This window comes from Anoxybacteroides rupiense, assembly GCF_014196195.1.
In the GTDB taxonomy this organism is placed as follows: Bacteria; Bacillota; Bacilli; order Bacillales; family Anoxybacillaceae; genus Anoxybacteroides; species Anoxybacteroides rupiense.
Window position 1 is genome coordinate 53,528 of the sequence record NZ_JACIDF010000012.1, and the last position, 20,645, is coordinate 74,172.

Below are 20,645 nucleotides of genomic sequence, written 5' to 3' on the forward strand. Positions count from 1 at the left end.
TTTCTCTCTCCTTTGAACGGGTCCCGCTTTCCTTTACGCTATGCGTAGAAGCTGAAATGGCTCGCTCAATCAGTAGAAGGACTATGAACGAAGCTTAGATGCGGCGATCTCCTTCTTTTTTCGCGCGCTCCCGTTCGTTTAAATGCTTAATTTCCTGAATCATCACTTTTACTTGTTCCTTCGCATCAGGATACAATTGATTCCAGTGTTGTCCAAGCGCGGGCATAGATTTGGCAATATGGGAATAAAGAATCCAAACCTTGACCTTCTCTTTTAACTCATGATTGCTTTGTCCAAGCAGCAATTCTGTATACTTATCAATAAGTGCTTCAAACTGTTCGGTAAAGGATTCATTCATTTTTTATCTCCCTCCGATATCCTTTATTTGATCATCAGCTAACATAAAGAGGCCATCTCCACTACCTCAGCCCAGCAAGCCAATAAGTGCCACTTGTTCAGCTGCTAAACCATATAGCGGCGACTACTTTAAAAAAATTAAACGACAACAGGTGCTTGATGTTCCATCCCTAACTCCATATTCTCAACAGCGATCCATCGTCCCGCTTCCTTGTTCTTTAAAAAAGAGGCCGAGAATCTTGCAGCATGTTGTATCCATTATAAACAAAATTTTACCAACATCGCAAAAAATGCGCCCGGTTTGCTCGCAACTATGTTTGCTACTATATGATGAATAAAACGTGATACGGCAATATTCCTTAAGAAGTGAGCAGGTGATAACCGATTTTAACTGTTGGTTTTTACAGATATCATTCACTCATCGTATTTACACGGCACAAGAACAACAAATGCATCCATTTATTTTCCACCATCATGAAAACTATCACTCGCAGAGGAAGCGAATAATCTCTGGAAAGCTATCGTCAGACAAGCCGTTTTATCGAAGAGCTGATTGTCCCCCTATTGTACAAATCAAGGGACATGTTATATAGTTTATGAAGAAAATCATTCATGACTCCGATCACATTGGATAAGCCATACTGCCAAAAAAGGATGATGTGAAAATGACGAATAATGACATGACATATAACATTCAGCAAGTAGCCGCCATAACAGGGCTTTCTAAGCAAGTCATCCGCAAATGGGAGGAACGGTATGGAATCGTTCAGCCGAAACGGCTTGACAACGGATACCGCATTTACTGCGATGAAGAAGTGCAACAGCTTCTATATGTGAAATCTTTAGTAGAGAAAGGCCAGTCTGTCAAACAAGCAGCGCTGCATCTAAAAGAAAAAGCGGCACTCAACCAGAAAAACTTGAACGAACAGGCGGATGACACGCATTCATGGGCTCATGAATCTGTTTGCACATTACTTCATGAGGGAGATCTTTATCATGAAGCAGCTATCTATCGCACTCTACAACGAGCATATCAGATCTATGGGTTGCAGCCCTTCCTCCATTCCATCGTCATTCCCTTTTTGCAAGAGGTAGAAAAGCGCAGGGATCAGGGGCATTGGAGAAAAGATCAAGCAATGTTAGCAAGTGTAGTGGTTCGCGATGTTCTCATCCAAATACGCCGCAACTTCCCTTGCCATGAACATGCGCCATTGCTGCTGGGTGCATGTTTTCCTCAGGAACAGCACGAAATTTGGCTGCAAATCATTTTATTAGAATCTTTGCTTTGCGGCTGGAAGACGATCATGCTTGAACGAATTTCTGCCTTTGATGTCATCGAGTCGGCCGTTCAGCAATTAACACCAAAAAAAGTGGTGCTGTCAGCTTATACAACGGCTTCCTTGGAACAAAATAGCGATCTTCTTACAAAATGTCATCATGTTGCCAAACATTATCCGCACATTTCATTTTATATTGTGTCCCCTGATACAACATCGTATATCCAAGAAGGAACAGCTCCAAATTTACAAATGACCGATGACATTTTCAGCCTTGTGAAAGACCGCTAAAGCAAAGGAACAAAGCTCCCCCGTTTCTTTTGCTCACTAATGAATGAGCAAAAGAGCGATAGATGTTTGACATGGAAAGAAACGATCAGATGTCAACATTATGAGCCGCTTCACAGCCCGGACATGGGACTGCAAGCGGCTCTGCCTTCCCCTGCTGCGCACATGTCCCTGTCCCCCGTCTTTCCCAAAATCCATTCGTTTTCTCTTAGAGGGGGATTTATATAGTAACTATGTATTTATGAGCCTCCCTCCATTTTGTTAAGAGGTGAGAGACCTCTTCATAGGTATATGAAATCATTTTGATAGAAACTTGGTAAAAAAATGAATACTAGATGGATAGAGTCAATCTGTCATCATCTTTTCATACGAAAAGGCCTCACAATGGGGGGAGCGAGCTCATCCCACCTATTTCACAGCCCATAAAAGTAAATATCTCTTAGAATGTTAAGGCTTATAGGAGCTTCTCTTATGAATGTTTCTTTGATATTCCTTCAACAAATATTTTTCTGCGATCATAGGCAAACAGAATCATTGCTGCTCCTAGGCCCGCACAAATCATATACATAAATGAGTATGAAGAGAGGTCAGCTACCGGTCCCATAATGACCCCACCTAATGAAACCCCTAAATCGGCCATAGCAATAAATAATCCCAATAATACATTGCGGTTCATCTCCGGCAGGACAAAGGTTAAGTATGTTGTTAACGTTGGATAGAGAAGGGCTTGAGCGATCCCCATCAAAATGGCACCAACATAGAAAAATATCGCTCCGCCGATTATAGAAAAGCTTACACACTGTGCGGCTACGGCTAAAATCAACATCGTTCCCATGATAAAAGAAGAATGCCATTTGCCATCTGAAGGAATCTTTTTTCTTAAAGCAAAACGAGCAAAAACAACAGTACCCGCCTGAAGCATAAGATAAATTCCCGCATTACCGCTTTTTAATTGCGCAGCATATAGTGGGATAAAAGTGGTGATAGCTCCGAATACAATAGATGCCACTAGCATCAGTACGCTACATTTAAATAAGAATGGATTTTTTACTAACTGGCTAAACGATTGAAGCATCCTTGCCCCTTGTCCAGCATGGTTGGCAGCAGGCTGAGTTTCTTTTTTATCCATCTTTGCACTATATCCAAACAGCCCTGTAAAGATGGCAATGGCGATCATCACCACTGTAAAGTAATCCATCCCTCCTTGCCAAATCCCTAATGCCAGCATGGGACCAATAATGCCTGGTATATATGAAAATAAAGAATATAATGAAATGCCCTGGGAGCGATCCTTTTCTGGCAACGCATCAATAATCCCTATCTGTAATGCCATTGAAAAAAAAGCGGTCGACACCCCTTGCAACATCCGGGCAACCAGAAAGCCTCCTAACTCAGTAAACGTATAGAGGATTAAAGCAAGTCCATTGATAATAAGAATGATGCGTAACACGTTTATCGGTCCATGCTTTTGGATCATATAACCGGCCCATGGCCGAAAGAACATGGTAGTAAACAGATAGGCTCCCATGATCATGCCAATGGTTGTATTGCTTGCTCCCAACGTTTCCCCTTGTAACGGAATAATCACATTCAAAATAGAGTTGGCACTAAAATAAAGAAAAACCAACATATATAAACGCAGAAAAGGCCAAGACATAGCTCCTCGCAATATTTTCTCCTCCTATATAACTACAAATATTCACGGTCCGGTCGAAAGGCGCGTCCACAACTCTGGCTTTTTGTTACCACGGCACTCTCCTTTTAAGCCCATGGATGGTGGCAAGCCCCCACTAACCATTGAAAAACATGCCGAACTTCATGGCTATGGTTGCCATGCCAACCGTTATTAAAAAGTGATAATCATTTGTAATAACTTTCTAGCATATTCTGACTGAACATCCTTTAAGTGTTCAGTTTTAACGATCTCTTCGATTTGACCGTTTCTAAAAAAAATGACCCTGTCACAAATATAAGCGGCGGCCTGTATATCATGGGTTATGAAAATATAACTCATATTGTAGCTTTTCTTTAACTTTTTTAATAAATCCAGCACCTGGGTTTGAACAGATACATCTAAAGAGCTGGTTGCCTCATCTAATAAAATGCATTTCGGTTCTGTTGAAATAGCTCTTGCTATACACACTCTTTGGGCTTCTCCTCCAGATAATTCATGGGGATATTTTTTTCTATAAGATGGGTCTAATCCAACCTGATTTAATAGATGATCAATCTTGCTTTGAATCTCTTTTTGCCCTTTTAAAGGCTCCATAATGGCTTCTTCCACAGTAAAAAACGGATTGATTGAGGAGATATAGTCTTGAAATACAGCACTAATGTTCCCTACTCTCACTTTTCTATCCTGTATGTTTTTCCCCTCAAATAAAACAGTTCCGCGATCCGGCTTTTCAATTCCAAGAATTAAACGGCCCAATGTTGATTTTCCGCTTCCACTTTCTCCGATAATGCCGAGACATTCACCTCTTCTACATTCAAAACTGACATTTTTCAAGATTTTCTGTTTTTCCCTCGAGAATAATCCACCTTTTTTATAGCTTTTCTCCACACAATCAACTTTCAGCAACTTTAAACTCTCCCCATTATTTTTCTAAAATGGTTACTAACCTCAAGTCTTGTCGATACTAAATATCTTGTATATTCATGTTCTGCTTTGGAAAAAACTGTTGAGATATCTCCTCTTTCAACAATTTTTCCATCCTTCATGACTAAAACGTCATCCGCAATTTTTTTCACAACACCTAAATCATGGGAAACAAAGATCATCGAGCATCCCATTCTTTCACGTAATTGAATGAATTGTTCAATGACCTCAAATTGCGAGATGGTATCCAGCGCTGTTGTCGGTTCATCAGCGATCATAATGTCGGGCTCTAATACTAGGGCCAATGCAATCATGATTCGCTGCAGCATTCCGCCTGATAATTGGTGTGGATACTTATTCATCGTCTCTATCGGGTTTTTCAGCATGACACTTTCCATGGCCTTTTTCATTTTTGTTTCTATTTCTTGATTGCTCCATCCGAAATGTGCAGCAAGTGTTTCTCTTAAATGAACGCCGATCACACAAGAGGGATCGAATGCACTCATCCCATTTTGCAGAATCATGCAAAGGTTTTTTCCTCTTTTCTTTCTCATTTCTTTTTCAGAAAGATGGTTTACATTTTCCCCCTTAAAGAAAATGTCCCCTGATTGGTGAATCCAAGGTTTATTTAGTCTCATAATCGACCTGCAAGTCACGGACTTTCCGCTTCCGCTTTCCCCAACAATGGCAAGACAGTTTCCCTGCTTTAAATGGAATGAACTGTTATAAACAATGATTTGGCCCGTGTTCATATCCGTCACTTGCAAATTTTCAACTTCTAGTATATTCATGAATTTTTCCACCTCTTATTTCTGTTTCCACCTCTTGTTTCTGAAATTTATTAGTAGAACGTATTAATTTCGGGTCTAAAGCAACTTGAAGCGCATCAGATAAGAAATTAAATGCTGATACGACAATAATGATCGCTAATCCGGGCGCTAGCATTAGCTCTGGTCTTGAAAACATCACTTGCCTTGCCTCATTGAGCATCATTCCCCATTCAGCATTTGGGGCTTGAATTCCCAGACCTAGGAATGAAAATCCCGATATTTGCAAAATCATGGACCCCATCGAACCGCTTGAAACAACGGCAATATCAGAAAGTGTAACAGGGACAATATGCTTCCAGATAATTTGTATGTCACTCATACCAGTTACTTTAGAAAATTTGACATAGTCTAATTCCACATACTGCATAACAGCCGTTCTGATTACTCGAGCAAACCATGCCCATTTCATCAAAATAAACGCAATCAATATATTCTTAAGCCCGATCCCCAAAATACCGACAACCGCCAATGTCATAACGTACCCTGGGAAAGAAAGCATAATATCACAAATTCTCATCATAAAGAAATCGACTTTTCCTCTAAAGTAACCCGCTATAAAACCGGCAATAGCTCCAATTAAAACAGATATGAATAATGCTCCTAAAACCCATAAAACGCTGGGACGAATGCCATAAATTAATCTGGATAAAATGCATCTCCCCAAGTGATCGTTGCCTAATAGGTATTCCCAAGAGGGTGCCGCAAACCGAAGTCTCATATTTACTTCATTAGGATCATGCGGCGCAATGTAAGGAGCCAATATACCAGCAACAATCGTCACGACAATGAGGATAAAAGATGCAGCGGCCAATCGATCTTTACTTAAGTTTCTTAATATTTTCATTTATAATCCCTTCCTTAATTTAGGGTTCATCGCCGCATTGATAATGTCAGAAAGCGTGTTAAATAGCACAAAAGCGGCCGCCAGTATAAGAACATAAGCTTGGATAATCGGAAAGTCTCGGCTTAGAATGGATCTAACACTTAAACTTCCTAATCCTGGCCATGCAAAAACATTCTCGATCACTACCGTACTCCCCAATATAATAGGAATAGCCATACAAAATATTGAAACAGCAACTTGTAACGAATTTCTTAAGATATGCATGGTAATTTTCCTCTCAGGTACACCGCATGCCCTTGCATATAGGACATAGTCTTCGTTTAAGTGGTTTAACACCGAACTTCTCACCACCCGAAAATAAATGCCAGCATAATTAATCGCAATTACAGCAACCGGAAGAATATAACTTTTATATGAATCCATTCCGTTTGTCGGTAACAAGTCCAACTTAACAGCAAAGTACCAAATCATCAGCGACGCAAGCCAATATGGCGGCATGGTTGCTAGGAAAAAGGAAAATCCTCTTACCGATTGATCAATGATGGTTCCTTCTCTCAACGCGCAAACGACACCTAATAAGATGGATAAAATAATAATCACAACAGACGAAACGACCGTTAGCTTTAATGTGTTAAGAAAAGCTGGACCTATTAATGACCAAACTGGTTGTCCTGTCACGTATGAATTCCCAAAATCCAACTGCAAGCATGCCACAAGCCAATCGAAATATCTTACGATAAATGGTTTATCGAGTCCCAGTTCTGCTTTCGTTTGAGTCATTAATTCATCGGTTATTTTAGGGACGCCTTGCGCATGCAACACCACTTCGGCCGGATCTTGAGGAGAAAGATTCATGAAAACAAACGTCAAAAACGAAATGATCAAAAGCAAGGGAATGGATACCAGTATCCTCTTCATCATGTAACTTCCCATAGAAACCTCCTTCTATGTGACAAAATCGTTCGAAAGCACACTCGCAATCATTACCATGATCTAGAAAGACAGCGCTAAAAAATTTATAGTCGGAAGGCAAGTCCGCCGCCTTGCCTTCCACAGTGGAAAACGCCCAAGCTTCACGCCATGTGAAATTTGCTCTTTAAGAAACCATCATTTTCCCCTGTTTTGCTAGTTCATAAGAGTAATCAATCAGTATTCACCTTTTTATCGCAATGGCTATTCAACATCCATTTGTTCAAATGGCAACTCGAATTGTGTTTGTTTAAATGAGATGCCTTTTACATTTTTTGGCGCAACTATAGTGATTCGGCCGTTTGTAATTGGAATAAAGACGGCCTCGTCATGAACAATGGTTAAGATATCCGCATACAACGATTTTCTCGTTTCCTCATCAGTGGACCCTGTCACTTCTTTAATTTTTTTGTAGAGTTCATCTGCTTCTGCGATGCCGCTCGTCGTATGCAAATAAGCAGACTCCGAAGTAAAACCGGCAATTGTGCTTTGAGGATCATATGCTAATCCCCATGTTTGGTTGAATAATAAATCATAGTCACCTGTTGTTCTTCTATTAGCGATTGAAGTGGATTCTTCACCAATGATCTCCAGCTTGACTCCTATCTCTTTTAAGGAACTTTGAATAAATTCAGCTTCAGCTTTTTGGGAAGGAGAGTTGCTATCATAATACAATTTCACGGCCAATTTTTTGCCATCTTTCGTCCTCACTTCAGCTCCCTTCTCTAATGTCCAGCCTGCTTTTTCTAAAATTTCTTTTGCTTTTTCTAAATCATAGCCCCGCTTCTTCAAGTCAACATCTGCATACGGAACATTAGATGAAAAAAGGGTATTAGCTACTGTTTCAGTGCCATTTAAAATATCTTTGCTAATGGTTTTTCTATCGATTGCGTACCAAATGGCTTCGCGAACAGCGGTTTCACTGACTGGGCTATCCACTTTGCTGCTATTGGCTACGATCATCTTCGTATTCATCGGTTCACTTTTAACAAGTTGATAATTGCCTGAATCCACTAATTGATTCATTGCTTCAATGTCAATGCTATCTACACCTCGATCATCTGTGAAAACAAAGTTGACTTCTCCTTTTTGTAAGGCTAAAAATGTTGTTTCACCTGCAGGAAGAACTTTAAAAGTAATTTTCTTCATTTTAGGTGAGCCGCCCCAATAGTTTGGATTGGCTTCAAACGTTGCATATTGATCAACTTTATGTTCAGTGAGAACATATGGTCCTGTACCATGATAGCCTTTTACGCCATCTTTTGTGCCCCCATTAGTAAAATCTTTAGGTGACATAAATACATAAGGTCTAGTCAAAGATAGTTCAAGCAACGTTGGATAATAGGGCTCCGATAGCACTAACTCAACGGTATATTCGTCTATTACATTGCAACTGACTATTTTGGTTGATAGTTTGATCCAAGCATGTTTTTCTGCATTGTTTTGCACAGCATCAATATTTTTCTTCACTGCCTCTGCGTTAAATGGTTCGCCATCATGGAATTTCACGCCCTTTCTTAAATGAAATGTGTATACTTTTCCATCCTTCGAAATTTCCCATGATTCAGCGAGCAAAGGCTTGATTCCGTCTTTGGTATTTTCCACTAATGATTCATATACCATCCCTTGAGCTGGCATTGAGCCTGCATACAAATGCGGATTCATATCATTAATGTCTTTCGTTGTTGCAATCACTAGTTCTCTATTATTAGAAGCACCTCTTTTCTTGTTATTGCTATCAGAGTTCGTCGAATGGGCAGAGCAAGCAACTAGCATAGATAAGACTAAAAACATAAGAGCCACTATCTTCAACTTTTTTACTATCATGTATTTCTTCTCCCCTTAAGTCTTATTTATATACCATTTATCCGGCTGGAACATTGTCGTAGCGCAGGTCTGAACAACGCCGCTGATCCGTTTATGGTTCTGTCAAACGGCGCTGTTCAACACCCGATCATCGTTCCAGCTCCATATCGATGCAAAAACGAACATGTCAAGCGACAGCTACAAAATTGAACACAACTCACTTTCGCATGTAAAATATAATCTATTTTCCAATCATTATCATCGAATTAAATCGAATTGATTACGATTTATATAACATACTACTTTATATCATCTAAGGCATTCGGTATCTTTCAACTCTTCGCTGTTATGCTTTTTCCGATTTCACTGCATATCATTTGCAAATCTTCCGCAAAATGTTGAACGGTAAATGCATGAGACAATAATTCTTCTCTGTGAAATTGAGTAAATGTTTCGATTTTCCTTTCATATCTTTCAATAAATGTATCGATTGTTGGACAATCCACGTTTAAATATTTGGCGATCCCTTGTATGATTTTTATGCGATAATAGTCTTCCTTAGGCATTCTTGGGATCTCCCAATACCCTTCCTTGTTGACAAATACCTTCCTAAATGGAACAGCAGAAAAATCAAAATATTTTCCTTCTTTATCTGGTTCTGAAAAAGGATCGATCAATAGGGAAGTATAACGGATATACAATAAATACTCTTGATGAATAGGCTCCAAATGATTGAAATTTTCAATATCCTCGCGTGATAAGCTTTCCGGTCTTACCGGATAATTATCATCGATCATAAATTTAAGCAAATTGATACCTTGTATATTCATTTTCCCGATCATATTCATAATTTCTTTCCAATGAGCCAGCATTTCACGAATTAAATATTGCGTAATAGGCCCCTCAGGATAAATTTTGTATACATATTTCTTCGTATCTAACTCCCCAAATATCGCTTGTAATGAAAAATCGTTCATAAATAACGGCGGATGGACATATAAAGAAATATTTCTTGTTTCCGCCTCAATCGGGGACTGCATCCTTTCTAAGGCAATGCCTAACTTTTCATATAGCTGACACAGTCTGTCGATATTCTCAGACGGATCATGTGTCGATCCTATATAAATTTTTTTCTTCACACCTGTTGTTAAAACATGATTAGGCGGCTGGTTATGTATCCATCGCGTATCGCCGTAATAGGTGGAGAAACTAATAATTTCTACATCTGAATTTATACGTTTCATATAGTTTCTGATTAAGCTATTTGAACCGAAAGTTGGAGAAATTAAAACAATACATTTAACTTGTTTTAATAGCTCATCATTCATTTGCTTTAATACGTCCATATAAGCATCTGTTGTTACGGAAAAAATAATGGTATCCCAGTCCCCTTTAATTGTTCCATATCCTTTAAACACTTGATCAATAAAGCATTCCCCTGCCATAGCTTGATGCTTTTCATTTTGAACGCTCACACGAATAAGATGGCCACTTTGCTTAAGAGCCGCAAAGACTTTTTCCGAACGAACAGATTCTCTCCCGGAAATCCCCACATAGCAATTCAACTGTTTTTTTAAAGTGGCAGCAAGCTGAATGGATGTTGGTCCGGTTCCTAACAACAAGACTCGTTTAAAGCCGCTCATAAAAACCTCCCTTTCTATCAAGCGAATAAGCTATACTTTTTTGTACAGCGCTATATCAAACACGTGCTGTGGGCGTATGATATGCTCAACTAACTTCCATTTTTCCTCATCTACTTCTCGTAATGGATAATTAAATAAAGACTTTAATTGATTACCATACCTCATAGCCACCACTACATGGTCATTGGTTAATTCATATAATTGGTCCAATATGTCGTATTTACTTTCGACAGTTGAACTGAAGATGACATGGGTAACGTCTTTCGTAAAATCAAGATCTTCCACTGATAATTTTTCTAATCTTATGTTTAATCCGCTCCCTAGTCTTTCCACGACATTTCGGCCAAGTTGAATAGCCTCATCATCGATATCTATGCCAACAACCTCCGCCCCAGTTCGTTTAGCAATTAATAAGGGGGTCATCGGGAATGAACCCGAGCCTACTAATAATACTTTTGATTCAGAAGTGATTCGGAAACTGCCAAACTCTTCTTCAATGCATGATTCGATATTTTTAAAATAATCGGCTATTTCAACATGTCCATCTCGCAATTTTAAGGCACGATATTTTTCCATAATCGCCACGCAAAGGGCTGATTTTTTCCTCAAATTCGCCACAAGCTGACTCCATTCGCTGGATTCGTGAAGTTCTAGTTGCTCCCAAGCCTCTTGATTTTTCTCATTTGTTATAAATTTGGAGTAGTCATCTATTAAAAGCTCTAATTCTGAACAATGATTGATTGTATGATCATACTTTTTGGCCAACTCATCAAACTTCTCTAAAAAGTAGCTTAAAGATTCTTGAAAAGTTTTTAAGACAATCATTCATTTCACCCCCATACAATGCGGTAACTAAACATTAATAAAAGCCTTGCCTTGTGCGACTATCCCGACACATCCTTCAATCTTAAGATTTGTTAATATTCCCTCATGGCAATGGGCCACTACCTTCATAGTGCCTCCGGGCTGCCTAATCGTTGCAGCAACATTTCTTTTATTCTTATTTTTCCATGCTAAATAGGCTCCTAAGGACGCCGTACCTGAGCCGCAACCTCTTTCCCAAACCATACTGTCTAGATGAGGAACGTAAATGAGGGGAGCCAATTCATCAGATTTCGACTTATACAATAAAATGCCGATCAAATTAGCTCCGATAGTGATCCCAAGCAATCTTGCTAATGATTGGGCTTTTTCCCTCACGGCACTACTAAATTCATTCACTTCTATCACAATATGGATGAACTCCTGATATCTCACGATCACAATATGCAAATCGTCTCCGTCATACTGAATCGTTTTCTGTTCGATCTGTTTAGGAATCGGCATAGTAACTTGACAATAATATTCATCTGAATCCCTTTTTACTTGGCACATTATTAATCTGTCCGTGCCCGAGGCTTCCAATAATAGTTCCATCCAATCATTCTGCTTTAGCCCTTTTTCAGATGCAATATAAGCGGCCAACGCCATGCAAGCATTGCCGCAAAATTCACCTCCGGCCATCTGTAGATGGGCAGCAGCTTGATGATTTCTCGGCTTTTCTATAAAACCTACCTGCTCAGCATATACATTGTCATATGACATAATTTTTGAAGCGATCCGTCCATACTCCTCAACTGGTTGATTAGCTTTTACGAGAACGGTCATATTTTGTGTTGGATTAAATTTAATAAAATCGATTTCCTGTTTCATCGCAGCTCCCCTTTACACTTATATTTGCTTCATAATCATCTTTTGTAAAGCGTAATGATTATGATTTTCATTTTAGAACAAATTATATCATATGGTTAAACATTGTCAATATTGTTATATTTTTTATATTAGCGAACACGAATTGTGCATAAAGAGAGGATATTCTCTTGGTGAATGAACCTCCCGCTTCACTTTGTCTAGGGTTGGGAGACTTCTCGGTGGATGGTATTTTCTGCGCGACGAAATTCCTAAACAACGCTGCTTTCAGGTTCGTTGGTGGCTCTGTGAATGAGCGTAGTTTGGCTACTTGGCCGTCAAAAAATCCTCCTTAAGCACCATATTTATAAAAAGATAAGTAGATGGAATATTGTTTTTTTTTTTGCGAAATCCTCACGCAATGGAGACTAATATGAAGAGGGCCACGCTAACCTTTATTGATGTTGCCCAAACGGTTGAAGCGAACCCTCGGCTAAAGAATCATAGATATAAAGATTGTTTGGCTTATGTCCATTCTTATCATGCTATATGTCTGATTAAGCCCATATAACGCCTATAATAAAGAATGATAGAAATTTTCAAAACATATCATTATGGTTATATGTGCCTCCATGTTATAATGGGTCATGTAGAAATTTCCATAAGGAGGTCTCAAATGATGTATGATGTAGCGATTATCGGTGCTGGACCAGCCGGGGCAAGCGCCGCTCTGTTCACCGCAAAAGCCGGAAAGAAAACGCTATTAATTGACAATGGAAAAAGCATGACAAAGCGGGCTTGGGTTGAAAATCATTACGGTGTCATGGAGATCACGGGAACCGATTTAGTAGAGACAGGAAAGAAGCAAGCGGCTAAATTTGGCGCAGAACTCATGAGCGGTCAAGTGACCAGCATTCAAAAGCTGGAAAAAGGATTTCAAATTGAAGCAGCCGAGCAAACATTCGAGGCTGAGCATATTATTCTAGCAACCGGTATAGCAACAGACCTCGCAGAAAAAATTGGAGTCAAAACAAAACAAGGAACTGAACCGAGAATTAAAACGATCGTTGAAGTAGATGAGCTAGGACGAACCAATGTAGAAGGGATTTGGGCCGCCGGCACAGTGGCTGGCGTCAGCGTGCATACCATCATCACCGCTGGCGATGGAGCCAAAGTTGCCATTAATCTCATTAGCGAGTTAAATGGCGCGCGCTACGTTGATCATGATGTTCTCCAATCATAAATCCAAAGGGGCAGCCTTCAAAACGAAGCTGCCCCTTTGGTTGCTTTATGATGCCTAGAAAGATCCCCTTCTCGTACGAGCAAACCTCTCTCTAAATAGAAATCAGCTTTCGATATAAAATGTCTCTCTTAACCGGAAGATCATAAAAAATGAACATACGCACATCGTACGAGATCAAATCGAAGTACTTGTTGTCTTGGGGCGGTATCGAATGGTATCACACCCTTTTCTGAAAAGAAACACCGCTCTTTTGATGATGGCTTAAAAGAGACGCAATATCACTTACTCTCTTCCATCACTGTTTAGCGGAAATGATTCTTTGGCGATTGCTAAATAAAACATGAGGGTCAGGACATGGATCACCGCAAGAACTAAGAAGAGATTGCTGTAAACAGCTCCATTTGTATAGACATTGGCAGGGTTCCAAGCAACATCAGCCCCAAGATCGATCATTTTCCCATAAATCCCCGATGCCATTCCGCCGGCAATAAAATTTAACATAGACAACAGTCCCATGCCGACTCCTGAATATTCCTTCAGCAAGGTCAGCGAAACGGCATTCGATATGGCAATCGTGATAAACGTTTGCCCCACTTGACCGATCACCAAAAAGAAAGCGATCCATAAAGGAGAGACGCCTATAAATGTAGAAAGTAAGGCAAAACAGAGAATTAATAAACTTGAGGCAATAGAGTACAAATAAGTGTTACCTTTTCTATCGGCTAACTTTCCTCCTTTTTGTCCGAGCAAAGCGGCTGTCAGCGCCGCTGGAACCATAGCCATACTGATCCAAGCAGGAGGTAGATGATGAATTTCGGCTAAAAATAAAGGGCTCAGAAAATAAAGGGAAAAACCGATTCCGTTCACGATAAAAGCAATCGCTAATCGCCTTGTATATTGTTTATTCTTAAAAAGCTGAGGTTGAATAAAAGGTTGGCGAGCCGTCAGAATACGCAAACTGAACACCCCCAATCCAATCATTCCTCCTAACAACAGCCACCATGATTCATTGGTGACGCTTAATAACCATAAAGTGACGGATGCAGCAAGCAAAAATCCCCCGATCCAGTCTATATGGGCCGATGAACCTTCTTCATCGCCAAGGTATTTGCGATAAAACGGCAAAGTCAATAAGAGAAACACAGGAATACAAAATAACCATCGCCAATGGACCATGCTGATCATTAAAGCAGAAATAATCGGACCAAGTGCGCTCCCTAGGGCTAAGCCAACAAAGGCCGTTCCCATCGCGTGTCCCCTTTGCTCGGGAGGAAAATAACGTAAAGGAATCAGCATGGCTGACGCTGGGATTGCGGCGGCCCCTGACGCCTGTAAACACCTAGCAGCAAGAACCATCGAAAATGATTGAGCTACAAGACCAAGAAAGGAACCCGCTGCCAGTACGAGCAATCCAACGGTCAGAATGTTTTTCAATTTATAGCGGTCCGCCAGCTTTCCATATATCACGGTTCCGATTCCATAAATGAGGGAGTAAGCGGACGTGACCCAGCTGACTTGGGCTGTCGTTAAATGAAAAGACTCGCTGATCTCTGGCAGAACAAAATTAAACATCAGAATACTCATAGACGACAGAGTTAAGGTAAACATCACCACACGCATCAATTTCATGCCTTCTTGCCGAGAAAACGGGGCATCCATCTTGATTAGACCTCCTCTTTATTTTGTCATATTTCATGATCCACTCATGACTGTCAGTGCTGACTGTCAATCGTCAAGGTAAAAAAACTAGGGAGACAAAGCCCTAGTCCACAACTGTACGCTATGTTGAATCATTTGCTCTAACGAGACGTTCAGCACTGTCGTATCCGTCGCATCTATATAATTCATAAACGCGCCGAAATGCATAAGCATAAAAGAAACAGCCGTTTGTTCGTGGTCGGTGTGAATCACCTTGCCTCGCTTTTCCATCTCCGTAAAGTAATCGATCAATAGTTTCTTTAACTGCTGTGGATGCTGATGTGTTCTCTCCCGAAAGCCAGGCAAATGATGGCCTTCCGCAATGGATATCTTAATCATTTTGCGGTTTCGAAACATAATTTCATGGTAAGTGCGGCTGATGCGAAGCAAATCTTCGTATACATCCCCATTCAGGCCGCCTTGAAATAAGTCATTCATTTCCGCTGCATAGTGGTAACGGTCAAAAGCGGATTCTAATAAGTTTTGTTTGCTTCCAAAATGACGAAATAAGGTCTTTTCGCTTAAACCCGCAGCGGCCGCAATCTCCTGTGTGGTCACCCCGTGATACCCTCGTTCAGCGATCAAATCGATCGCTGCCTGCATTAATTTATCCTTATTATTCATCACATCGCGATTCTCCATCCATTTTCACCCTCTTTTTGACTGTCAGTACTGACTGTCATTTAAGTGATTTCATTTTACTCCTTGGCTTTGTTTTCGTCAAGAGATTAGAGCGGAGAGACAGCGCGATGTTTTCTTATCTTTCCAGTTTCGTATTGTTTCGAAGGGTATAGTTAAAAGTGATAAAATAGAGCACCATCTTTCAATAGATCAATGTCTTTCGGTTGTAGAAATCCGGTATGAGATGTGAGGACTACCCATATCGAGAAAGTTTTCTCTTTTGAAAATGCAATTTTGTTTTTTCTTTATCTTTATATGAAATTGGTTTAACATTAGTTTGTGAACTACTCACCACTTAGCTAAAGCTTGAAGTGGGAGCTTCTCAGTTCCACGACGAAAGCCGCCTTTCGTCTCCCTGAGCGTGACTTCGGGTCGTTCCAACCCTAGATGTCCGACAATTCGGAGTTCTTTTGTACCTTGGATATTTTACGCATGGAAGGATCCGCTTGGTTTTCGCATTTTATTTTCTCCATGCAACCTCCTATATCCAGTTATGAAAGAACGACATAGGTTTATTTTACCACAGGGTCAGACAATTGAACAGGCAAAAGCCTGTCCTTGTCCGAAGTCGATTCATCTCCCACTTTCATCAAGCTTCGCAAGATTTAGAAGTGGGAGACTTCTCGACTGAAGAATGTTAAATAATCTTTCCATTCTCGTTCTAATGTGTCTAATGATTTATTAAATGTTTTGTTAATATCAACTTCCAAATTATATCAATTATATATTTTCATAACCTTTTTTATCGGATATTTTTCAAATTAGATATTTTATAAATAACCCTGGCTCGATATAACTTTTTCCAGAAATCAATTTTATTTTCTTCATTGTTAATGTCAAAATAATTATAGCTATTGGTGTTACTACATAATTCATTTAACGGAATGTGTATCTTTTCCTGCAAAACAAAAAGAGGCTGATTCTCCCGTTTCGCGATACGTTCGATACGACGAAGCATGCACTATTGGAGCTTGCGAAGCAACGTCTCTTCATCATCATAGGCTTTTCATGAAAAATGGCTCAGTTATCGTTCGATGGTTCGGATGAAAACTCCCAGTCAACGCTCCCGAAAAGCCGTTCATGATCATGGCATCCACACCACATAAACAAGAGGCTTCATGACCGGTTTCGAGAAATAAAGCGTCAATCCAAACATTTCGAAAAACCTATGGATTCCTCGATGATGTGCTAATCTATTCATGAGACATGAACCTCCTTTTGGATAGTTGTGGGCACATCTATTCTAACCAAGGAATCAGGTTCATGTCTCCTTTTTTGTTATAAATTTATGTCATTTTTTATTTTACTCAGCTACAGGATATTTTTTAAATCTGTCTTGGCAACTCTTAATCAATTTAAGAGCAACATCTCTCCCTTCCCATCCAATAATAGTTGTTTCTTTATTTTCGAGTTCCTTGTATCGTTCAAAAAAATGTTTAATCTCCCTAAGGGTATGAGGATTAACATCTTTAAGACTATGCACATTTTCCCATCGTGGATCAGAAAGCGGAACACCTATTAGTTTTTCATCCTGTCCTTTGTCATCGCTCATAATAAGTGCTCCTACAATACGCGTATCAATCACGCATCCAGGGAAGGTAGGGTTTGTAGTTAGTACTAATACATCTAATGGATCGCCGTCAAGAGCTAGTGTGTTCTCAATATGGCCATAATCGCAAGGATAAAACATAGGGGAAAATAGTACACGGTCTAATTTAATTTTCCCTGTGGATTCATCAAATTCATACTTATTTTGTTCTCCACGTGGGACCTCAATAGTTACTTCAACTACATTTTCCATTTCAGCCACCTCTTTAAAGCATTTTAGCTAACGAATTTTTTAACTGGATAAAATTGTATCACAATATATAATTTTAGTACATATTAATTGATAATGGATATTGTCAACAACGATTTAAAACAATTTCAACGAAATGAAATTCCCCATTATGAACGTTTAATTAGGCAACTGGGCAGGATAAACCCCTGCTTTTTTCTTTATCTCGTAGACGATAAGAATCGCCTTTGATATTAAAGGTAATGGCGTGATGTAATAGGAGATCTAAGACGGCTGTGGCTCGTACATCCTCACCGAGTACCTTCCCCCATGTTTAGAACAAAATAAAAGTGCAGAGATGTACAAGATTTTATTCAAAATTCATTCATAGGGGCTTTACATGGAGTGGCAACCATGGGTAATCTGTATTGATTTGCGAAACTTACTGATTCTGTATTATTTGGAAAAAATCATGGTTGCAAAGGCTCCATATCAAGCCCCGGTATGGCCAACTTCAATCGAATATTTATTCAACCAAAACAAATTCACTTTTTGCAAAAAACACTGTAAGATTTACGGAAGTCCGAAAGTGACGCAAGAACTACGCAAATAAGGGATTCGTGTGTCTCAAAAGCCGATCGCTCGCATCATGAGTGAAGAAGAATTGAGACCCATTACAACGTATAGGACAATTTATTGAAACAAACCTTTCAAGCAACGGCTCCCAATGAAGGATGGATGGCGGATATTACGTACATTCCTATTAAAATATTGTGCGAATACTTATTTAAACCCATGGTGCTAGATAAAATGAGATGAGCATAAAAATAGCCCTTGCATGAAGGATCTCCTTTAAAATGAAAGTGCGACCAAACATTCAAAAGGAGAAGTCCCATGCAAGAGCACTTTCATTTTACAACAGATGAAGCGAAAATTCAAAAACAATATGCAGCGATTTTATTCTTTGTATCTGGACAATTGTCTTTGATTCAGATGTATTTACAACACCGAAATCGCCATTTGTTGAAATAAGAAGAGGAGGTCATCATCGCCGTCCATGTTCTTGGAAAGTTATTAGGTTTTACATCCGAACGAGCTTGACACCGATTTGTGATCGGAAACTTATTTTCGAAAGATTGATTTCCTGAACACTCTCGATAGAACCGGCGTTGTCGAAATCTTGGCTTTACCGTCCAATGGATCCGATATCAACTAGCCAAACGTGGGCAACATCACGCTTATGCAGTAGTGGATAGCTTACCCATTGAACTCTGCCACCCCGCACGAATGGATCGCGTCAAACGGTTTCAAGGAATCGCCGATATTGGGTATTGTGCATTCAAAAAGATGGCTTACTATGGGGTTAAGCTCCATCTTCAGATCACCGACCAAGCGCTTCCGATGGGATATGTCGTCACCGAAGCATCCTGTCACGACCGGACAGCTGCGGAAACCGTGATGGCCCAACTTCCTCATCCGTATACACTTGGTGACAAAGGATAGGTGAGCCAAGACTTGCAAAAGAAGCTGTATGATGAATACAAGATCACTTTTTGGACTCCCGTTCAGAAAAAACAGAAAATCCATCAATCGAAAGCATGGAAACGATGGATGAAACGAAAGCGCAAAGTCATGGAAACCGTGTTTTCCGTTCTCATTGATCAGTACCGGATCACAGAGATTCGCGCCAACTCTGTTTATGGATTTGAATCAGCTTTGGATGGCATTTTACTCGCTTATTCACTCGTCATTCTTGGGCTAGTTGAGCGTTAAAGTTCAACTAGCACCACGGGTATTGTATAAATTCAAGTAATATTTATTTATACGAGGTGGCAAAGCTATCATGTGTTTACGAAATTTAAAAAAAACGTAAGAAATCTGAAGAAAGAAAATTAAAGTTTATAGAGGGAGGTGCTAAAAATGAATTTACAAAAAGAGCGGCAGTTACTGAACTGCCGCTCTTTTACCACAAAATTTTACTATAGATAACATTGCTATCAAAAGTCTAATAATTTTCTAATTCACCTTCTAAATCTCCTAACAAAACTTCAACTTCCATTACTGCGGAATCATAACCATTCCAAAAAATCGATGGTCTATATCCCTCTTCTTTTATCCTAGGAAGCCATTCATTCATAAACTCATCGAGTTCAACTGGTTCAGGAGTATATCCTTCCCATTCTTTGGCGGCACAATATTGAGCAAATTCTCTTTTAGGCCAAAAAGGAATTAGTAGATTGCCATTATCATCCTCAGTCATTGCCCAACCGTCTTCATAGAGTCCCCATACCTCTCCCCAATCGACTACTTTTTTTATAAAGTATTCATACCTTTTGTTAGCTGGTAAGTTAAGAACAGAGTAAAATTCTTTTTCATTTATCATGTTTTTACCTCCTTCTTCCATAGCGATCATACTTGTGCTGAGTTCTATGATTTCTTATTGTTTGTAAATCACTGTGTTCGTACCCGTATCCTTTTCTTGCCTCATATCCACGTCTATGAGCTAACTCATATCCCTTTGGCACTCTTATAGTTCTTCTTTTCCCCCTTTTAATTTCATTAATATCACGTCGAATTTCACCACGTAAAACTGATGATAATTTATCATCATTTGCTAATTCTCTTAAACGTGCTTGTTTACCTCTTCTACCACTAGCAAAAAACTGTAAATCCAACCTTCCAGCCCGTCTAACTTTATACACCCTATACGCAATTTTGGCACCTTTAAACGCCGCACCGCCAACCAGTCCCACGCCAACGGCAATCGCCGCCGCTTTCCAACCGCCTTTTTTAAAGGCCTTATACCCATCATACGCCGCAAATCCCGCATTAATCGCCATCCACACAAAATGCCCATCCGGATCGACCAGCATCACCGGATTGTTGTTCGCGTACGTATAGCCGTTTTGTGTGAGGATATCGTCCGAATCTCCCGGATCAGGGTCCATGGACAAGAACACGCCAT

17 protein-coding genes and 3 pseudogenes are annotated in these 20,645 nt (G+C 39.8%); 3 read left to right on the forward strand and 17 right to left on the reverse strand.

Annotated elements, in window-relative coordinates; translation table 11 throughout:
- Nucleotides 1–94: 94 nt before the first annotated feature.
- Entirely contained in the window at nucleotides 95–358 is a 264-nt protein-coding gene (locus tag GGQ95_RS16035) for a DUF2573 family protein (RefSeq protein ID WP_080862771.1), read from the reverse strand.
- A gap of 664 nt (nucleotides 359–1,022) precedes the next feature.
- Between GGQ95_RS16035 and GGQ95_RS16040 the strand changes: the two genes are divergently transcribed.
- The gene (locus tag GGQ95_RS16040) at nucleotides 1,023–1,925 is read left to right on the forward strand and encodes a MerR family transcriptional regulator (protein WP_159720351.1); all 903 of its coding nucleotides are present in this window, start codon (nucleotides 1,023–1,025) and stop codon (nucleotides 1,923–1,925) included.
- Between the two features lie 466 nt (nucleotides 1,926–2,391).
- Here the strand turns inward: GGQ95_RS16040 and cntE are convergent, their stop codons facing one another.
- The 9 genes from cntE to GGQ95_RS16085 form a co-directional block, all read right to left on the reverse strand.
- Complete coding sequence (cntE, locus tag GGQ95_RS16045) at nucleotides 2,392–3,591, reverse strand: staphylopine family metallophore export MFS transporter CntE (RefSeq protein ID WP_066148770.1); 1,200 nt, start codon at nucleotides 3,589–3,591, stop codon at nucleotides 2,392–2,394.
- Nucleotides 3,592–3,768: 177 nt separating this feature from the next.
- A complete protein-coding gene (locus GGQ95_RS16050) occupies nucleotides 3,769–4,503 on the reverse strand; it encodes an ABC transporter ATP-binding protein (protein ID WP_159720352.1) in 735 nt (244 codons plus the stop codon).
- A 2-nt stretch (nucleotides 4,504–4,505) separates the two neighbouring features.
- On the reverse strand, nucleotides 4,506–5,312 hold the full coding sequence (gene cntD, locus GGQ95_RS16055) for a staphylopine uptake ABC transporter ATP-binding protein CntD (RefSeq protein ID WP_159720353.1): 807 nt from the start codon (nucleotides 5,310–5,312) through the stop codon (nucleotides 4,506–4,508).
- Nucleotides 5,293–6,195 carry a staphylopine uptake ABC transporter permease subunit CntC gene (gene cntC, locus GGQ95_RS16060; protein ID WP_183187147.1) on the reverse strand — a complete coding sequence of 301 codons (903 nt, stop codon included), beginning with the start codon at nucleotides 6,193–6,195 and terminating at the stop codon, nucleotides 5,293–5,295. Before cntC ends, cntD begins: the two co-directional genes overlap by 20 nt.
- A complete protein-coding gene (gene opp1B, locus GGQ95_RS16065) occupies nucleotides 6,196–7,128 on the reverse strand; it encodes a nickel/cobalt ABC transporter permease (RefSeq protein ID WP_066148762.1) in 933 nt (310 codons plus the stop codon).
- Nucleotides 7,129–7,368: 240 nt separating this feature from the next.
- A complete protein-coding gene (gene cntA, locus GGQ95_RS16070; protein WP_183187148.1) occupies nucleotides 7,369–8,991 on the reverse strand; it encodes a staphylopine-dependent metal ABC transporter substrate-binding lipoprotein in 1,623 nt (540 codons plus the stop codon).
- 311 nt (nucleotides 8,992–9,302) lie between these two features.
- On the reverse strand, nucleotides 9,303–10,613 hold the full coding sequence (locus GGQ95_RS16075; RefSeq protein WP_183187149.1) for an opine metallophore biosynthesis dehydrogenase: 1,311 nt from the start codon (nucleotides 10,611–10,613) through the stop codon (nucleotides 9,303–9,305).
- 30 nt (nucleotides 10,614–10,643) lie between these two features.
- Nucleotides 10,644–11,438 (reverse strand): nicotianamine synthase family protein, encoded by a 795-nt coding sequence (locus tag GGQ95_RS16080; protein ID WP_183187150.1) that lies wholly within the window; start codon nucleotides 11,436–11,438, stop codon nucleotides 10,644–10,646.
- Between the two features lie 27 nt (nucleotides 11,439–11,465).
- On the reverse strand, nucleotides 11,466–12,305 hold the full coding sequence (locus GGQ95_RS16085; protein ID WP_066148756.1) for a histidine racemase CntK family protein: 840 nt from the start codon (nucleotides 12,303–12,305) through the stop codon (nucleotides 11,466–11,468).
- Between the two features lie 655 nt (nucleotides 12,306–12,960).
- Here GGQ95_RS16085 and GGQ95_RS16090 point away from each other — a divergent pair.
- Nucleotides 12,961–13,524 (forward strand): FAD-dependent oxidoreductase, encoded by a 564-nt coding sequence (locus GGQ95_RS16090; protein ID WP_044742796.1) that lies wholly within the window; start codon nucleotides 12,961–12,963, stop codon nucleotides 13,522–13,524.
- 282 nt (nucleotides 13,525–13,806) lie between these two features.
- On the opposite strand, the gene GGQ95_RS16095 is transcribed toward GGQ95_RS16090, so the two are convergent.
- The 5 genes and pseudogenes from GGQ95_RS16095 to GGQ95_RS18900 form a co-directional block, all read right to left on the reverse strand.
- Complete coding sequence (locus tag GGQ95_RS16095; RefSeq protein ID WP_044742788.1) at nucleotides 13,807–15,183, reverse strand: MFS transporter; 1,377 nt, start codon at nucleotides 15,181–15,183, stop codon at nucleotides 13,807–13,809.
- A gap of 87 nt (nucleotides 15,184–15,270) precedes the next feature.
- Nucleotides 15,271–15,864 (reverse strand): TetR/AcrR family transcriptional regulator, encoded by a 594-nt coding sequence (locus tag GGQ95_RS16100; protein WP_044742789.1) that lies wholly within the window; start codon nucleotides 15,862–15,864, stop codon nucleotides 15,271–15,273.
- 1,003 nt (nucleotides 15,865–16,867) lie between these two features.
- Nucleotides 16,868–17,104: pseudogene (locus GGQ95_RS16105) on the reverse strand (IS701 family transposase); the annotation flags it as partial.
- A 102-nt stretch (nucleotides 17,105–17,206) separates the two neighbouring features.
- Nucleotides 17,207–17,713 (reverse strand): inorganic diphosphatase, encoded by a 507-nt coding sequence (locus GGQ95_RS16110; RefSeq protein ID WP_369815521.1) that lies wholly within the window; start codon nucleotides 17,711–17,713, stop codon nucleotides 17,207–17,209.
- A gap of 178 nt (nucleotides 17,714–17,891) precedes the next feature.
- Nucleotides 17,892–18,011, reverse strand: a pseudogene (locus GGQ95_RS18900) (ATP-binding protein); the annotation flags it as partial.
- A gap of 563 nt (nucleotides 18,012–18,574) precedes the next feature.
- Between GGQ95_RS18900 and GGQ95_RS16115 the strand changes: the two are divergent.
- Nucleotides 18,575–19,453, forward strand: a pseudogene (locus GGQ95_RS16115) (IS982 family transposase).
- A 232-nt stretch (nucleotides 19,454–19,685) separates the two neighbouring features.
- On the opposite strand, the gene GGQ95_RS16120 reads toward GGQ95_RS16115, so the two are convergent.
- Together GGQ95_RS16120 and GGQ95_RS16125 are read right to left on the reverse strand one after the other, a co-directional pair.
- A complete protein-coding gene (locus GGQ95_RS16120) occupies nucleotides 19,686–20,063 on the reverse strand; it encodes a DUF2750 domain-containing protein (RefSeq protein WP_221212137.1) in 378 nt (125 codons plus the stop codon).
- A 4-nt stretch (nucleotides 20,064–20,067) separates the two neighbouring features.
- A partial coding sequence (locus GGQ95_RS16125) for a polymorphic toxin type 8 domain-containing protein (protein WP_244963773.1) occupies nucleotides 20,068–20,645 on the reverse strand: 578 nt, incomplete at its 5' end.

Excerpts from the sequence above, each read along its gene's own strand:
- GGQ95_RS16035 (WP_080862771.1), bottom strand. The coding sequence starts at position 358 with ATGAATGAATCCTTTACCGAACAGTTTGAAGCACTTATTGATAAGTAT.
- GGQ95_RS16040 (WP_159720351.1), top strand. The coding sequence starts at position 1,023 with ATGACGAATAATGACATGACATATAACATTCAGCAAGTAGCCGCCATA.
- cntD (WP_159720353.1), bottom strand. The coding sequence starts at position 5,312 with ATGAATATACTAGAAGTTGAAAATTTGCAAGTGACGGATATGAACACG.
- cntC (WP_183187147.1), bottom strand. The coding sequence starts at position 6,195 with ATGAAAATATTAAGAAACTTAAGTAAAGATCGATTGGCCGCTGCATCT.
- opp1B (WP_066148762.1), bottom strand. The coding sequence starts at position 7,128 with ATGGGAAGTTACATGATGAAGAGGATACTGGTATCCATTCCCTTGCTT.
- cntA (WP_183187148.1), bottom strand. The coding sequence starts at position 8,991 with ATGATAGTAAAAAAGTTGAAGATAGTGGCTCTTATGTTTTTAGTCTTA.
- GGQ95_RS16075 (WP_183187149.1), bottom strand. The coding sequence starts at position 10,613 with ATGAGCGGCTTTAAACGAGTCTTGTTGTTAGGAACCGGACCAACATCC.
- GGQ95_RS16080 (WP_183187150.1), bottom strand. The coding sequence starts at position 11,438 with ATGATTGTCTTAAAAACTTTTCAAGAATCTTTAAGCTACTTTTTAGAG.
- GGQ95_RS16085 (WP_066148756.1), bottom strand. The coding sequence starts at position 12,305 with ATGAAACAGGAAATCGATTTTATTAAATTTAATCCAACACAAAATATG.
- GGQ95_RS16090 (WP_044742796.1), top strand. The coding sequence starts at position 12,961 with ATGTATGATGTAGCGATTATCGGTGCTGGACCAGCCGGGGCAAGCGCC.
- GGQ95_RS16095 (WP_044742788.1), bottom strand. The coding sequence starts at position 15,183 with ATGGATGCCCCGTTTTCTCGGCAAGAAGGCATGAAATTGATGCGTGTG.
- GGQ95_RS16100 (WP_044742789.1), bottom strand. The coding sequence starts at position 15,864 with ATGGAGAATCGCGATGTGATGAATAATAAGGATAAATTAATGCAGGCA.
- GGQ95_RS16120 (WP_221212137.1), bottom strand. The coding sequence starts at position 20,063 with ATGATAAATGAAAAAGAATTTTACTCTGTTCTTAACTTACCAGCTAAC.